The organism is Pseudoxanthobacter soli DSM 19599 (assembly GCF_900148505.1).
Taxonomy (GTDB): domain Bacteria; phylum Pseudomonadota; class Alphaproteobacteria; order Rhizobiales; family Segnochrobactraceae; genus Pseudoxanthobacter; species Pseudoxanthobacter soli.
Genome location: NZ_FRXO01000003.1, coordinates 355,958 through 370,373 on the forward strand (window position 1 = coordinate 355,958; position 14,416 = coordinate 370,373).

14 protein-coding genes and 1 tRNA gene are annotated in these 14,416 nt (G+C 66.8%); 10 read left to right on the forward strand and 5 right to left on the reverse strand.

Features of this window, described 5'->3' with window-relative positions:
• The first annotated feature begins 17 nt into the window (after window positions 1-17).
• The 5 genes from BUF17_RS09220 to BUF17_RS09240 all read left to right on the forward strand — a co-directional run bounded on the left by BUF17_RS09220 (window position 18) and on the right by BUF17_RS09240 (window position 5,445).
• Window positions 18-1,076, forward strand: coding sequence for an ABC transporter substrate-binding protein (locus BUF17_RS09220; protein WP_084564322.1), 1,059 nt, complete (start codon window positions 18-20; stop codon window positions 1,074-1,076).
• A 76-nt stretch (window positions 1,077-1,152) separates the two neighbouring features.
• Window positions 1,153-2,250, forward strand: coding sequence for an ABC transporter ATP-binding protein (locus BUF17_RS09225; protein WP_073627834.1), 1,098 nt, complete (start codon window positions 1,153-1,155; stop codon window positions 2,248-2,250).
• Window positions 2,247-3,116, forward strand: coding sequence for an ABC transporter permease (locus BUF17_RS09230; RefSeq protein WP_073627836.1), 870 nt, complete (start codon window positions 2,247-2,249; stop codon window positions 3,114-3,116). The genes BUF17_RS09225 and BUF17_RS09230 overlap by 4 nt, the downstream gene beginning before the upstream one ends.
• A 10-nt stretch (window positions 3,117-3,126) precedes the next feature.
• Window positions 3,127-3,915: an ABC transporter permease gene (locus BUF17_RS09235; protein WP_073627838.1), complete on the forward strand. Its 789-nt coding sequence runs from the start codon at window positions 3,127-3,129 to the stop codon at window positions 3,913-3,915.
• 24 nt (window positions 3,916-3,939) lie between these two features.
• A complete protein-coding gene (locus BUF17_RS09240; RefSeq protein WP_073627840.1) occupies window positions 3,940-5,445 on the forward strand; it encodes an aldehyde dehydrogenase in 1,506 nt (501 codons plus the stop codon).
• A gap of 346 nt (window positions 5,446-5,791) precedes the next feature.
• Here BUF17_RS09240 and BUF17_RS09245 read toward each other — a convergent pair whose 3' ends face one another.
• Complete coding sequence (locus BUF17_RS09245) at window positions 5,792-6,388, reverse strand: TetR/AcrR family transcriptional regulator (protein ID WP_073627842.1); 597 nt, start codon at window positions 6,386-6,388, stop codon at window positions 5,792-5,794.
• Window positions 6,389-6,473: 85 nt separating this feature from the next.
• Between BUF17_RS09245 and BUF17_RS09250 the strand changes: the two genes are divergently transcribed.
• Window positions 6,474-6,929 (forward strand): cupin domain-containing protein, encoded by a 456-nt coding sequence (locus tag BUF17_RS09250; RefSeq protein ID WP_210215419.1) that lies wholly within the window; start codon window positions 6,474-6,476, stop codon window positions 6,927-6,929.
• Window positions 6,930-6,998: 69 nt separating this feature from the next.
• On the opposite strand, the gene BUF17_RS09255 is transcribed toward BUF17_RS09250, so the two are convergent.
• Window positions 6,999-7,637: a TetR/AcrR family transcriptional regulator gene (locus tag BUF17_RS09255; protein WP_073627846.1), complete on the reverse strand. Its 639-nt coding sequence runs from the start codon at window positions 7,635-7,637 to the stop codon at window positions 6,999-7,001.
• 72 nt (window positions 7,638-7,709) lie between these two features.
• On the opposite strand from BUF17_RS09255, the gene BUF17_RS09260 reads away from it, so the two are divergent.
• The gene (locus tag BUF17_RS09260; RefSeq protein ID WP_073627848.1) at window positions 7,710-8,441 is read left to right on the forward strand and encodes an SDR family oxidoreductase; all 732 of its coding nucleotides are present in this window, start codon (window positions 7,710-7,712) and stop codon (window positions 8,439-8,441) included.
• A gap of 113 nt (window positions 8,442-8,554) precedes the next feature.
• Here BUF17_RS09260 and BUF17_RS09265 read toward each other — a convergent pair whose 3' ends face one another.
• Window positions 8,555-8,992: an Rrf2 family transcriptional regulator gene (locus tag BUF17_RS09265; protein WP_073627850.1), complete on the reverse strand. Its 438-nt coding sequence runs from the start codon at window positions 8,990-8,992 to the stop codon at window positions 8,555-8,557.
• A gap of 146 nt (window positions 8,993-9,138) precedes the next feature.
• On the opposite strand from BUF17_RS09265, the gene BUF17_RS09270 reads away from it, so the two are divergent.
• Window positions 9,139-9,819: a class I SAM-dependent methyltransferase gene (locus tag BUF17_RS09270; protein ID WP_073627851.1), complete on the forward strand. Its 681-nt coding sequence runs from the start codon at window positions 9,139-9,141 to the stop codon at window positions 9,817-9,819.
• A 296-nt stretch (window positions 9,820-10,115) separates the two neighbouring features.
• On the opposite strand, the gene BUF17_RS09275 is transcribed toward BUF17_RS09270, so the two are convergent.
• Both BUF17_RS09275 and BUF17_RS22540 read right to left on the reverse strand, forming a co-directional pair.
• Window positions 10,116-10,205 (reverse strand) — tRNA-Ser (locus BUF17_RS09275).
• A 630-nt stretch (window positions 10,206-10,835) separates the two neighbouring features.
• Entirely contained in the window at window positions 10,836-11,519 is a 684-nt protein-coding gene (locus BUF17_RS22540) for a hypothetical protein (RefSeq protein WP_139282479.1), read from the reverse strand.
• Here BUF17_RS22540 and BUF17_RS09285 point away from each other — a divergent pair.
• Both BUF17_RS09285 and BUF17_RS09290 read left to right on the forward strand, forming a co-directional pair.
• The gene (locus BUF17_RS09285) at window positions 11,502-12,455 is read left to right on the forward strand and encodes a site-specific tyrosine recombinase XerD (protein WP_073627853.1); all 954 of its coding nucleotides are present in this window, start codon (window positions 11,502-11,504) and stop codon (window positions 12,453-12,455) included. The two genes, BUF17_RS22540 and BUF17_RS09285, sit on opposite strands and share 18 nt — an antisense overlap.
• 150 nt (window positions 12,456-12,605) lie before the next feature.
• The gene (locus BUF17_RS09290) at window positions 12,606-14,303 is read left to right on the forward strand and encodes an electron transfer flavoprotein-ubiquinone oxidoreductase (protein WP_073627854.1); all 1,698 of its coding nucleotides are present in this window, start codon (window positions 12,606-12,608) and stop codon (window positions 14,301-14,303) included.
• Window positions 14,304-14,416: the final 113 nt, after the last annotated feature.

Sequence of the window (14,416 nt, forward strand, 5' to 3'; positions counted from 1 at the left end):
AAGAAAGGGGAACGAGAATGAGAAAACTCTGCAACGTCGCCATTTCCGCCGTCACGTGTCTCGGCCTTCTCTCGCAGGCCTTCGCGGCATCGGCCGGCGAACTCAATATTCTCACCTGGGAGGGCTATGCGGCCGACGCCTTCATTTCGAAGTTCGAAGAGGGCTCCGGCTGCAAGGTCACAGCGTCCTATGTGGGCTCCAACGACGATTTCGCCGCCAAGCTCGCCGCGGGCGGCGGCGTGTACGACATCATCACGCCCTCGCTCGACACGGTGTCGATGATGCGGCAGGCCGGCTTCGTGCAGCCGATCGACACGGCGAAGGTCGAAGGCTACGGCGACATCTATCCCGAGTTCTCCAAGTCCAGCGACATCGTCGCCGACGGCGAGACCTGGGCGGTGCCGCTGGTGTGGGGATCGGTATCGCTGATCTACCGGCCCGACAAGTTCGCCACGCCCCCGGATTCCATCGGTGTCCTGTTCGATCCTGCCAACAAGGGCAAGATCTCGATGTGGGACGACAAGTCGGCGATCTACTGGACGGCGCGCTATCTCGGCTACGACAACGTCTTCGATCTGAGCGACGAGCAGCTTGAGGCGGTGAAGGCGAAGCTCATCGAGCAGAAGCCCCTGGTGCGCAAATACTGGTCTTCGGCCGGCGAACTGACGGAGCTGATGGCCAATCAGGAGGTGTTCGTCTCCAACGCCTGGACCGGGCTGACCAGCAAGGACGTCAACAACCTCAAGAAGGGCTTCGAGGTGGTCGAGTTCACGCCCAAGGAAAAGGCCGAGGGCTGGATGGACTCGATGATGCTGGTCAAGGACACCCCGAACGAGGAGTGCGCCTACAAGTTCATGTCCTTCATGAACTCTGCCGGCGGCCAGTGCGGCATCGCGGCCTCGACCGGCTACTTCCCGGTCAATCCCAAGGCCGTCGACGGCTGCATGGACGCGGAGATGAAGAAGGAGCGGCAGGTCGGCAACATCGACTTCGTCAAGAGCCTCGTCATGTGGCAGCAGCCGAAGCGTCTCGACAAGTATCTGGAAGTCTGGAACGCGGTGAAAGCCGCGCCCTGATCCATGCCGAGGGAGATGCCCCCGCCACGGGCGCGGGGGCATCTCCCACGATGTCCAGACAACCGGTGGGAAAAGCATGACCTCCAACCCGATCGTGGCGCTTTCCGGCGTCACCAAGACCTATGGAGACTTCAAGGCGCTGCACGCGATCGATCTCGCCATCGCCGAAGGCGAGTTCGTGACGCTGCTCGGGCCTTCCGGCTGCGGCAAGACCACCACGCTCAGGTTGATCGGCGGATTCGAACAGGTCAGCACGGGGCGCGTGACCATCGACGGCCGGGACGTGACCGAAAGTCCGCCCTACCACCGGCCGGTCAACACCGTGTTTCAGGACTATGCGCTCTTCCCCCACATGACCGTTGCCGAGAACATCGGCTACGGCCTCAACGTCAAGGCCAACCGGGTGGCTGCCGGCGAACGCAGGCAGCGCGTCGCCGATGCGCTGACGATGGTCGGGCTGAACGGCATGGCCGATCGCCGCCCGGGCGCCCTGTCCGGCGGCCAGCGGCAGCGCGTCGCCATGGCCCGCGCCATCGTGCGCCGGCCGCGCGTGCTGCTTCTCGACGAACCGCTCTCCGCGCTCGACGTGAAGCTGCGCGAGGGCATGCAGGTGGAGCTGAAGCGCCTGCACCGCGAGCTCGGCATCACGTTCGTCATGGTGACCCACGACCAGACCGAGGCGCTCGCGCTGTCCGACCGCATCGTGGTGATGAACCAGGGCCGCATCGCCCAGATCGGCTCGCCGACGGATCTCTACGACAATCCCGCCAGCCCCTACGTGGCCGATTTCATCGGGGCGACCAACCTCATCGACGCCGAGATCGTGGCCGGTGACGGCGCCTCGACGTCCTTCCGCCTCGCCAACGGCCTTGTTGTGAACGGCAACCGCGCCGTTGGACCGAAGCACGGCCGGGTAACCCTCGGCATCCGGCCGGAACGGTTCCAGACGCACCCTGCACCGGGATCGAACGCCCTCACCTTCACGGTGCTGGAAACCCTGTTCCATGGCGACCGGCTGCGGCTGGAAATGGCACTGGACGGCATCGAACGGCCGCTGTTTGCGGAACTGCCGCGCTCGGCGGCCTCCTCCGCGAAGGGTGTCGCGCCGGGAAGCCGGATCGCCTTCCACATCGATCCCGCCGACGTGCTGACCTTCGCGGGAGACGCGCGATGATGCTGACGCGGCGGACCTTTCCGGGCTTCGCGGCCCTGTTCTCGCTTCCCCTGGCCTGGGCGATCCTGCTTCTGATCGTGCCCTACGGCATCATGGTCTCGGTCAGCTTCTGGACCCGGCAGTTTCCGCTGTTCCACCCGGATTTCCAGTTCGGCAACTACATCCAGATCTTCTCCGATCCCCAATACACCGCCGTCATCCTGCGCACGCTGAAGATCGCGCTCATCGTCACGGTCTGCGCGCTCTGCCTCGGTTATCCGCTCGCCTATTTCCTGGTGTTCACCGTGCGCTCGGCCACGCTGCGCAATGCGCTCTACATGCTGGTGATCGTGCCGCTGTGGGTGTCCTACCTGCTGCGCGCCTATACCTGGAAGATCATCCTCGGCACGGACGGGGCGCTCAATTCGCTGCTGGTCTCCACCGGCATCGTCGACGCTCCGCTCGACATCTTCCTCTACAACCAGACGGCGATGGTCATCACGCTGGTCTATATCTTCGTGCCGTTCGTGGTGATGCCGCTCTTCACGGTGCTGGACAATATTCCGCCGCGCCTCATCGAGGCGTCGGAAGATCTCGGCGTCGGCCCGTTCATGACGTTCTGGAAGGTGATCTTTCCGCTGTCGCTCGGCGGCGTCATCGCCGGCGCCACCATGACCTTCTGCCTCGCCTTCGGCGACTTCGTCGCGCCGGTGCTGGTGGGCGGCCCCGACGGCACGATGGTCGCCAACCTGCTGCAGACCCAGTTCGGCGCGGCTCTGAACTGGCCGCTCGGCTCGGCGCTCGCGACCCTCGTGCTCATCCTGGTGCTGGTGCTGCTGCAGATTTCCACCCGGCTCGATCCGGCCGGCAAGATCGACGTAACCTGAGGACGGGCCCATGCACACGCTCAGATGGTGGCAGAAGGGCATGGTGGGCGTCAGCCTCGGCGTGCTCGCTTTCCTCTACGTTCCGATCGTCATCCTGGTGATCTTCTCCTTCAACGACAGCAAGGTCACCTCCTTCCCGCTCGCCGGCTTCACGCTGCACTGGTACGAAGCCTTTCTGGCGAACGGCCAGATGCTGAAGGCGCTCTGGAACAGCCTGTTCGTCGCCCTCTTCGCCACCCTGCTCAGCGTGGTGATCGGGGTGACCGCGGCGCTGGCGCTCGACCGGTACGACTTTCCGGGCAAGCGGCTGTTCCAGAATGCCGTCCTGCTTCCGCTCAGCCTGCCGGGTATCGTCACCGGCATCGCGATGCTGAACTTCTACAGGCAGATCGGCATTCCCCAGAGCCTGACCGCCGTCATCATCGGCCATGCCACCGCGCTTCTCGGCGTCGTCGTCTCGCAGGTGATGGCGCGGCTCGCCAAGATCAACCGGCGGCAGTTCGAGGCCTCGGCCGATCTCGGCGCGACGCCGGTCGAAACCTTCCGCCGCGTGACGCTGCCGGCGATCCGCAGCTCGATCATCGGCTCGGCGCTGCTCTGCTTCACGCTCTCGTTCGACGAGATCCCGGTGACCTATTTCCTCACCGGGCGCGAAGTCACCCTGCCGATCTACATCTATTCCACCCTGCGGCGCGGCATCACGCCCGAGATCAACGCCATCGGCACGCTGATCGTCGCTGCCTCCTTCATCCTCATCATTCTGTCGGTCACGCTTCTGCGTGAGCGCAAGCACGTCTGATCCATCAAAAGGAGAAGAAAAATCATGGACGCTTCGACTTACACGCACGAGTTCTGGCGGAACAAGGCCGCCGCGGTGAAGTTCCGCACAGAGCACTTCATCGATGGCGCCTATGTCGCCTCCTCCGACGGCCGCACGTTCCCGAGCATCAACCCCGCCACCGGCCAGACCATCGCCGAGGTCGCCCGCGGCGGCGAGACGGAGGTCAACCGCGCCGTCGCCGTGGCCCGCAAGGCCTTCCGGTCCGGCGCCTGGTCGCGCATGGACCCGCGCGCCCGCATGGCCGTGCTGGAGAAGTTCTCCGCCCTCATCCAGGCTCATGACGAAGAATTTGCCGTGCTCGACAGCCTCGACATGGGCAAGCCCGTCATGGACATGATGAACATCGACATTCCGGGATCGGTCACCAGCCTCAAGTTCTTCTCCGAAACCATCGACAAGTTCGACGGCGCCGTCACCAGCACCGCCGCCAGCGCGCTGCACTATATCCTGCGCCAGCCGCTCGGCGTCGTCGGCATCATCGTGCCGTGGAACTACCCGCTGATGATGGCGGCCTGGAAGCTCGGCCCCGCGCTCGCCACCGGCAATTCGGTCGTTCTCAAGCCCGCCGAGCAGTCGCCGCTCTCTGCCAACCTTCTCGCGGAACTGTTCATGGAAGCGGGCGGCCCGGCCGGCGTTCTGAACGTCGTCCACGGTCTCGGCGAGGAAGTCGGCAAGGCGCTGGCGCTCCACAACGACGTCGACAAGATCGCCTTCACCGGCTCCACCGAAGTCGGCAAGCTTCTGATGATCTATGCCGGCCAGTCGAACATGAAGCGCGTGAGCACCGAATGCGGCGGCAAGACCCCGCAGATCGTCCTCTCCGACTACGACGACCTGGACACCGCCGTCACCTATGCCGTCAACGGCATCTACGGAAACCAGGGCGAGGTCTGCAACGCGGGCTCCCGGATTCTCGTCGAGAAGAGCATCCACGACGATTTCGTCGAGCGCTTCGCCGCCCGCACGAAAGAGAACTTCGTGCTCGGCGACCCGCTCGATCCCTCCACCACCATCGGCCCGCTCGTCACGGCCTCCCATCAGGCCCGCGTGCTGAACTATATCGACATCGGCCGCAAGGAAGGGGCATCGCTGCGCTTCGGCGGCGGCACGCTGGCCTCGGCGCCGGACGGCGCCTATGTGGAGCCGACCCTCTTCACCGGCGTCGACAACGGCATGCAGATCGCCCGGGAGGAGATCTTCGGCCCCGTCGCCACCATCATCCCGGTCAAGGGGATGGACGACGCGATCGAGATCGCCAACGACACGATCTACGGCCTCGCGGCCTCGATCTGGACGCGCGACGTCTCCAAGGCGCACATCTTCGCCCGCGACATCGAAGCCGGCGTCGTCTGGGTCAACTGCTTCGACCACGGCGACATGACGTCGATCTGGGGCGGCTTCAAGCAGACCGGCAACGGCCGCGACAAGTGCCTGGAAGCCCTGACGCAATACACCCAGACGAAATCGGTCTGGGTCAATCTGGGCTGAACCGGACTCCCCGGGCCGCCGGCACCCCGGCGGCCTGCGGCCATCACCCGGCCCGGACCGTCCGGGAGGACCGCAACCCGGGGCGGTGCCGTGCAGCCGGTGATGCCGTGTTCTCACGCGGCCGTGCCGCGACCCATGGCACCGGTTGGGTCTCAGCGGTGAGGCAGGGGAGCGGCGCTCAGGCGGTCGTCAACCCGCCGTGGGGAGACCCAGTATAACGCGCGGTCCAGGGACCGACTGACTTGAGCACCGCCTTCTTATCATAGGCCGGACCGGGTAAATTTCCAGAGCGGCGGGCGCCTCGACGATCGACCGACGCTGCAGAGCCGTCTGCCGGCGAGCCGGCTTATCCCGCTGGCAGGAAGGCGTTCAGGATCGCGTCGGTGACGTCGCAGACGCTGTCGCGCGCCTGTTCCGGCGTCGCGCCGACGACGTCGACCAGCGCCACAAGCGCCTCCGTGCCCGTCGACATCGCGAGCGCGCGCACCAGCCGGTCCTGGTCGCCCGGCGACAGCCCGCCGTCGTCCTCTGCCAGCGCGCGGCGGTACATCGTCAGGCGCCGCGCGCCACGATAGGCCGGGCGCTGACCTTCGTCCGGCTTCCAGGCGGTCAGCGTCATGCCGACGAACTGGCGGAAGCCGGCTTCGTTCTCGAGCACGAGATCGAAGAAATAGAGGCTGATGGCCTTCAGCCGCTGGCGCAGGCTGCCGCAGCCGGCCACCACCTCGTCGAACGGCTTGACCGAGATGTCGAGCCCCGCTTCCGCCACCAGCATCGCCGGGTCGGAGAAATAGCGGTAGGCCGTCGCCTTCGAAATTCCATGGACCTCCGCCGCGTCGACCACCGTCACCGGCCGGCCCTGCCGCAGCAGCGTGCGGGCACCGTCGAGAATGGCAAGGCGGGTGCGTTCCTTCTGGGCGTTGCGTTCGCGGCCGGGCTTCATGCCATTTCCCTTAAAGAGACTATTGTCTTATTACGGGATTATGGTATCACCGATGCCATCAGGACCGCAACCGGAGAAGCCCGCCATGTCGCAGCGCCCTCGAAAATACAATGTTCTCAACATTCTCATGAACTTCCACGCCTTCCCGTCCGACGTCGACGGCAAGTACTGCTTCGTCGAATGCCTGGTGCCGGTCGGCGCTGGTGCCCCGCCGAACCACCATGCCGGTGAGACTGAGGCGTTCTATGTGGTGGACGGTGCGGTCGGCTTCCTCGTCGACGGGCGGGAGTGGGTCGCCCGGGCGGGCGAGTTCGTTCCCATTCCGGATGGCGCGGTGCACGCCTTCAAGGCCGTCGGCGACGGCCCGGCCCGCATCCTCATCCTGAACGCGCCCGGCCACATGCACGATGCCTTCTTCACCGGCATCGGCACCCCGCTGCCCGACGGCCAGACCGCCCTGCCCGCGCCCTCGCAGCCGGACATCCCCGCCGTGCTCGCGAAGGCGCACGAGACCGGAATGACCATCCTGCCGCTGCAATGACGGAAGGCGCGCGGGCGGCGGCGACCGCCGCCTGCGGCGTCCCCGGTCGGGGCGCTCTCATTCCGGTATTCACGCCACTGGCCTCCTGACCGCCTTCAGGTATTCCAGGCACATCGTGACGAGCTGCCGGCGGAGGCCGCTCTCCAGCGGCTCGGGCAGGCCGCGCTCGAACACATTGCGAACCGTGCCGAAGATCACGGCCAGCAGCGTCGTGTTGACGAGGGTGAGGTCGTCAAAGGCGGCATCGGGCGCGGTAGCGAGCATCGCGCTTGTCGCCCGGTCCATGCGCGCGGCGAAGGCCTCGATCAGCGTGGCGTTGTCGAGTTCGACGGCGGAACGATAGAGCGCCCGCGTCACGTCGCTTCGCTCGGTCTTCGCATCCCAGTAGGCCGAAACCAGCGCTTCGATCATGCGCGCCAGCGGGGCGCCGTGCTCGCCCTCGCACGCCTTCTCGATCCTTACCGCAAGCACATCGAGGTAGCGCTCGTTCAGGGCGTAGAGCAGCGCCTGCTTGTGAGGGAAGTACTGGTACATCGTGCCCACCGACACGCCCGCCCGCTCCGCGACGCGCGTGGTTGTCAGCCTGTGGATCCCCTCTGCCAGCAGAACCTGAACGGTCGCCTCGAAAATGACCTCCAGGGTCGCGGCCGAGCGGGCCTGACGCGGCCGTTTCCGCGGACTCAGGTGGCGGGGTGGCGTCGCGGCCATACGCGAATCCTCAAAGCGAATGATCCTTCATATATTGGTGGCACTCCCCCTCCAAGTTTGAAAGGAACCGCCATGGCCGACGTCGAACGCATCGCGCTCGTTACCGGTGCCAACAAAGGCATCGGGCTGGAAATCGCCCGGCAGCTCGCCCAGGCCGGCCTCACCGTCATCGTCGGCGCACGCGACCTCGCGCGCGGCCGGCGGGCCACCGCGGACCTGTCGGCTGCGGGGCATCCGGTCGAGAGCGTTCAGATCGATCTTGAGGACGAGGCGACGATCGCGGCCGCCGCCCGCTGGATCGCCGACAGGCACGGCCGGCTCGATATCCTCGTCAACAATGCGGGGATCGTGGACGCCGCCGACGGGCCGCCGAGCACGGCGTCGACAGCGGCCGTGCGGCACATCATGGAAACGAACTTCATCGGCACCCTCGCCGTCACTCAGGCGATGCTGCCGCTGCTGCGCGAGTCTCCCGCGGGACGCATCGTCAATCTCGCCTCAACACTCGGCTCTCTGACCGTAAACGGCGACCCGACATCGCCTTATTACGCGGCGCGTCTGATGGGCTACAACGCCTCGAAGGCCGCGCTGAACATGCTCACGGTGCAGCTCGCCGCCGAATTGCGCGACACGCCGATCGTCGTGAACGCGGTCTCGCCGGGATATGTGAAGACCGATCTGACCGGCCACAACGGCTACATGACCCCGGAGGAAGGCGCCCGCCTGCCGGTGCAGTACGCGCTTCTCGGCACCGATGCCGTCTCCGGCCGCTTCGTGGAGCCGGCCGGCGAAACGCCCTGGTGAGGCCGGGGAACGTGTCGCCATGAGGGGCCGCGAGCGCCCAGAGGGCGATGTGTTCGCCATAGCCCTGTGAGATTGCTGTCAGCCCCTGTTCGAGAGGCCCGGCGTCGCCGGCGTCATCCGTCTTGATGTGCGCAGGCATTCACCGGGCGGCGCGGAGCAATCTGGTCGAGCGTGATCTCTTTGAAGCGCGTGACAAAAAGGGTCGCGGCCTCGGCCATGGTATCCACCATCACCGCGTTGACGTTCTTCTCGATCAGGCATTCGGCATGCTGGCTGCGGTTGCCGATGGCGAAAAGATGGGGCCGGCCAAGCGCCTCATAAACATCCAGAAGGGTGATCTCGCGCAAGGGGCGCGCGAGTTGCCATCCCCCACCGTGCCCCCTCTCGGAACGAACCAGCCCCGCCTCGCGCAACCCCGCCATTGTGCGCCTGAACACGGCCGGATTGGTTCCCATGCTCCGGGCCAGCACATCCGACGTCAGCAATCCCTCCGCCTGCTCCATGTGCAGCATGATGTGGAGAACGTCGGAGAAGCGGGTATCTCGGCTCATCGGGCAGCCTCATTGCGCCTCGGCGTTGGATACCGCCACCCTGGCCGGAGCATTGCGGATCATTCGTATCTCCTATTGATACGTGATATGGGCGCGATTATGTCTCTTTGACTGTTACATATCCGGACAATCGGAGGCTGCCCATCATGGATCACAAGCGTGCGCCCTTTCTCAACCCCGCCGCCGTTGCCTCCTACACCGCCGATACCCCTCGAAAGGTACCGGGGCTGGCCGACCTCCATCGCATGGTGATGCTGCTTCTTGCGGAAGGGGCGCCGGGAAACGCGCATATGCTCGTTGTCGGCGCGGGAGGCGGCCTGGAAACCCGAGCGATCGCCGAGGCGCAGCCGGGCTGGCGGTTCACCGGCGTCGATCCTTCACCTGCCATGCTGGACCTTGCACGCCAAGCGCTCACGCCGTTTGCGGGCCGTGTCGATCTGCTCCAGGGCACCATCGATCAGGCACCCGCAGGCCCGTTCGACGGCGCTACGTGCCTTTTCACGCTGCATCACCTCGACTTGAACGAGCGACTGAAGACGTTGGCGGGTATTCGGCGCCGTCTTGCGCCGGGAACCCGGCTTGTGGTCGCGCAGCATGCGCCGCCTAGTCCTTCCCCGGAGCGCTGGATGGCGCTTTCGGCCGCCTTCAGCGATCGCGAGGGCCCCGATTGGGACAAGGCGACAGCCACCGGCCGGATGATGACAGAGCGCCTGCCATTGCTGACGCCGGCCCGGGAAGAAAATATGCTGCGCGACGCCGGTTTTACGGACGTGGAGCTATATTATGCCGCCTTTTCCTTCCGCGGCTGGGTCGGAACGGCTAGCTAGAGCATATCCCGTTCAGATTGAACCGATCTGAACGGTAAGGATATGCTCTAGCTTTTGGATCTGGAGCGATTTCCGATCGGCTGGACTTACCCGTCCGACAAGCGCTCGCGGCGGATTCAACGCCTTGCGCCTATCCTCGTCGTTCAGGACTGGCTCGATCTGAGCGGAATACGCTCTCACAGCAATGATGTGGCCGGCCAATCGAAGTACAGGCTCGATCTGGGGATCAACAGCCTCGCCATGCCGCACGGCGTGACCGACGAAGCACGAGATTTTCAGAGATCAATCGGCGGGAATGGCGGAGAGGGTGGGATTCGAACCCACGGTACGCTTGCACGCACAACGGTTTTCGAGACCGTCCCAATCGACCACTCTGGCACCTCTCCACGGGGTGGCTGAAACCGAAGCGGTTTCAGGCCCTTGCTGTCTGGTCGACGGCGGCGCGGACCATACACAGCGGGAGGGGGCTCGACAAGGCCTTTCGCGGCGGCCGCGGCATTCTCCCGCGATCGCGCGCCGGGCGGGGGGAAACACCCGTGCTGCCGCCGCCCCGAAAGGCATCCGCCGCGCACCGGAGTGAGAGTGACTTCAAAAGCTTAGGCGCGACGCCACCGGACGACAGCGTCGCCGGACGGTGGTCGTGCCTCGCCGCCGGGCATCCGTCGCGTTCGAGCGATCTGGTTGGCGGGACGTGGATGAAGCGGGAATCGGCGGCGGCGCGATTCTTCAGCGCGATGCCCCTTCTGGACGCCCGCTCTCAAGGTGAGCGCATCGTCGCGGAAGACAACGCGGCAGGACGACGACGCGGGCTGCCGTGGGTGCCTCGCCGCCGTGTGTCGGTGGGACGGGGCGCGGCCCCGTCGAGGGCCGCCGCGACAGACGACGCCAGCTTGCACCCGCCTCTGTTCCGGTTGGCGCGGCGTCCCGGTCGGACCCTGGACGATGCGGCATGACAACGGCAACGCGCTGCCGGTGCCGCTTCTTTCGGCAGGCCTCAGCTCCGGTTCCGCCGGTGCCTATTCCGGCAGCGGAACGGCGGCGCTCGCCACGAGGCCGACGACGTCGCTGACGCCCGGGGGCACGAGGCTGGAGGCGTCGTCGATCGAGGCGGCGGCGTCGTTGAAGGGGCAGGCGATCGCCGTGCCGCCGACGAACGCGAAGGCGCCAGCAAATGATGCCAGCCGGATCGACAGCCGGTGGGCCAGGTCGCCGGCCTCGAATGCCGGTTCGTTTCTCTTATGCTTGGAAATGCCGTTTGCCGGCGCGCCCTTGCGGGCGAACAGCCTGATTCCGGGCAGTTTGGTCGTGTCGCGGGACATCTCGGCCTCCTTCCCAGCAGCGGTCTTGCCGCTCTCGATCTTCGGCTTGCGCCAGAACTCCACCTTCGCCGCGGTGCCATCCCTCCGGAAAGCATCCTGCCATCTTTCACGGCCCGCACCGCTTCGTGAAGGGTGCGTGACGCCTTCGCGATGCTGCCGTGAAACACAAGTTAACACGATCCTGCGGGACGACAAGCGCCGGTGTTCACCGCCTGTAAGCAAAGCCGGGGCCAGAATAGCGTGTCCGGCGACTGTGCCGGACCGGACGAACATCTCGGGTTCGCGATCGCCGCCGCCGGCTGTTCCGCGGCGGCCGCGGTCCGCACGGCGGCAGAACGGCGCCGGCATCGATGCGAGAGGCCCATGCGCGGCATCCACCACCTCGAAGCCTTCCTGGAAATGCTCAGCGCCGAGCGCGGCGCGGCAGCGAACACGCTGGCGGCCTACCGGCGCGACATCGAGGATTTCGGCGCCTTCCTCGCCGCGCGAAAGCGCGGCCTTTCGGAGGCCGGCGCCGAGGACGTCTCCGCCTATCTCGCCTCGCTCGCGGTGGCGGGCCTCGCGACGGCGACCCAGGCCCGGCGGCTTTCGGCGCTGCGGCGGTTCCACCGCTTCCTCTATGGCGAGGGCGTGCGCGGCGACGATCCGACGGCACTCGCCGAGGCGCCGAAGAAGCGGCGGGCGCTGCCGAAGATCCTGAGCGCGGAAGAGGTCCTGGCGATGCTGACCGTCGCCGCCGCCGAGGCCGGCAACGCGGAGCGGCCGCCCGCCCGCCGGCTCGTCGCGGCGCGCCTCGCCGCGCTGATCGAGGTCGCCTACGCCACGGGCCTGCGCGTGTCCGAACTCGTCGGCCTCACCAACGCGGCCGCCCGGCCCGATCTCGCCATGCTGACGGTGCGCGGCAAGGGCGGCAAGGAGCGCATCGTGCCGCTCAGCGACCGGGCGCGGGCGGCGATCGCGGCCTATGTTGCGCTGCGCGACGCGGCGCCGGGCGCGGGCAGGCGGTGGCTGTTCCCGGCCGAGTCCGAAAGCGGCCACCTGACGCGCCAGAGCTTCGGCCGCGACCTGAAGTGGCTCGCCTCGGCCGCGGGCGTGCCACCGGCCAAGGTCTCGCCCCACGTGCTGCGCCATGCGTTCGCGAGCCACCTGCTGGCCGGCGGCGCCGACCTGCGCGTGGTGCAGGCGCTGCTGGGCCACGCCGATATCGCCACCACGGAAATCTACACCCACGTGCTCGACGAACGGCTGAAGGCGCTCGTCAACGAGCACCACCCGCTGGCGACGCGGGAGGCGGCTGGCCCGGCCGCGGGCGGCTGAAAAGGTCGCGCCGCGACCCGCCGCAAAGGGTGACGCGGCCGGCATTGTCGGATATGGAACGGCTGTAATCTGGATCGGCCGGCCCCGGCGGCAAATCGTGCCGCTTCCCACAGGGCGCGCGGCCCGCGCAGTGCAAAAAGACAGAAGAAAATGGCGAACGGTGAGGCGCTCGAGGCGCGCGAAAGCGCCGATTACGACGTTGTGATCGTCGGTGCCGGCCCGGCCGGGCTTGCGGCCGCGATCCGGCTGAAGCAGCTCGCCGAGGCCGCGGGAAGCGAGGTCTCCGTCGTCGTTGTGGAGAAGGGGTCCGAGGTCGGCGCCCACATCCTGTCCGGCGCCGTGATCGATCCCATCGGGCTCGACCGCCTGCTGCCGGACTGGCGCAGCGATCCCGACCGTCCGCTGAAGACCGAGGTGCGCGAGGACCGGTTCCTGTGGCTCGGCCCGGCCGGCGGCATTCCGCTGCCCAACGCCCTGATGCCGCCGCTGATGAACAACCACGGCAATTTCATCGGCTCGCTCGGCGAGGTCGCCCGCTATCTCGGCGCGCAGGCCGAGGCGCTGGGGGTCGAGATCTATCCGGGCTTCCCGGCCGCCGAGGTGCTCTATGGCGCGGGCGGAGAGGTGGTCGGCATCGCGACCGGCGATATGGGCATCGCCAAGGACGGTCACCACAAGGCGGAATTCGCCCGCGGCATGGAACTGCGCGGCCGCTACGTGCTGTTCGCCGAGGGCGCGCGCGGTTCGCTGACCAAGCAGCTCGTCGCCCGGTTCAAGCTCGACGAGGGACGCGATCCGCAGAAATACGGCATCGGCATCAAGGAGCTCTGGCAGGTCGCGCCGGATCGCTTCAAGCCGGGCCTGGTGCAGCACAGTTTCGGCTGGCCGCTCGACAACCGCACCGGCGGCGGCTCGTTCCTCTATCATTTCGGCGACGGGCTGGTGTCGGTCGGCTTCGTCGTCCACCTCAACTACGACAACCCGACTCTTTCGCCGTTCGACGAGTTCCAGCGCTTCAAGACCCATCCGGCGATCCGCGACACGTTCGAAGGCGGCAAGCGCCTGTCCTACGGCGCGCGCGCCATCACGGAGGGCGGCTTCCAGTCGGTGCCGAAGCTCGTGTTCCCGGGCGGAGCCCTGATCGGGTGTGCCGCCGGCTTCGTCAACGTTCCCCGCATCAAGGGCAGCCACAATGCCGTGCTGTCCGGCATGATGGCGGCGGAGACGGCGTTCACCGCCCTCGCCGAAGGCCGCGGCGGCGATACCCTCGACGCCTACGAGGCGGCGTGGCGCACGTCGGACATCGGACGCGACCTGAAGCCGGTGCGCAACGTCAAGCCGCTGTGGTCGCGGTTCGGAACGGCCGTCGGCATCGCGCTCGGCGGGCTCGACATGTGGTGCCAGACCCTGACCGGCTGGTCGCCGTTCGGCACGCTCCGGCACGGCAAGCCGGACAGCGACACGCTGATCCCGCTCGCCGAGCTGCCGGCGCGCCGCCGCAAGACCTACGCGAAGCCCGACGGCAAGCTCACGTTCGACCGGCTGTCCTCGGTGTTCGTGTCGAACACCAACCACGAGGAAGACCAGCCCTCGCACCTCGTTCTCGCCGACCCCTCGATCCCGATCGACCGCAATCTTCCGGTCTATGGCGAGCCCGCCCGGCTCTACTGCCCGGCCGGCGTCTACGAGGTGGTCTATGCGGACGAGGCGGCGCGGACCGGGCCGCGCTTCGTGGTGAACGCCCAGAACTGCGTCCACTGCAAGACCTGCGACATCAAGGACCCCGCCCGCAACATCACGTGGACGCCGCCCGAAGGCGGCGGCGGGCCGAACTATCCCAACATGTGAGACGGCGGGCGGAGGGTCTCAGTTGCCCCTCGCCCGGCGCGAACTCGCCGATATCGGCCCGGAAAGACGGCCGCACGCGACGGACACAATATCGCCGCCGACATCACATTGAT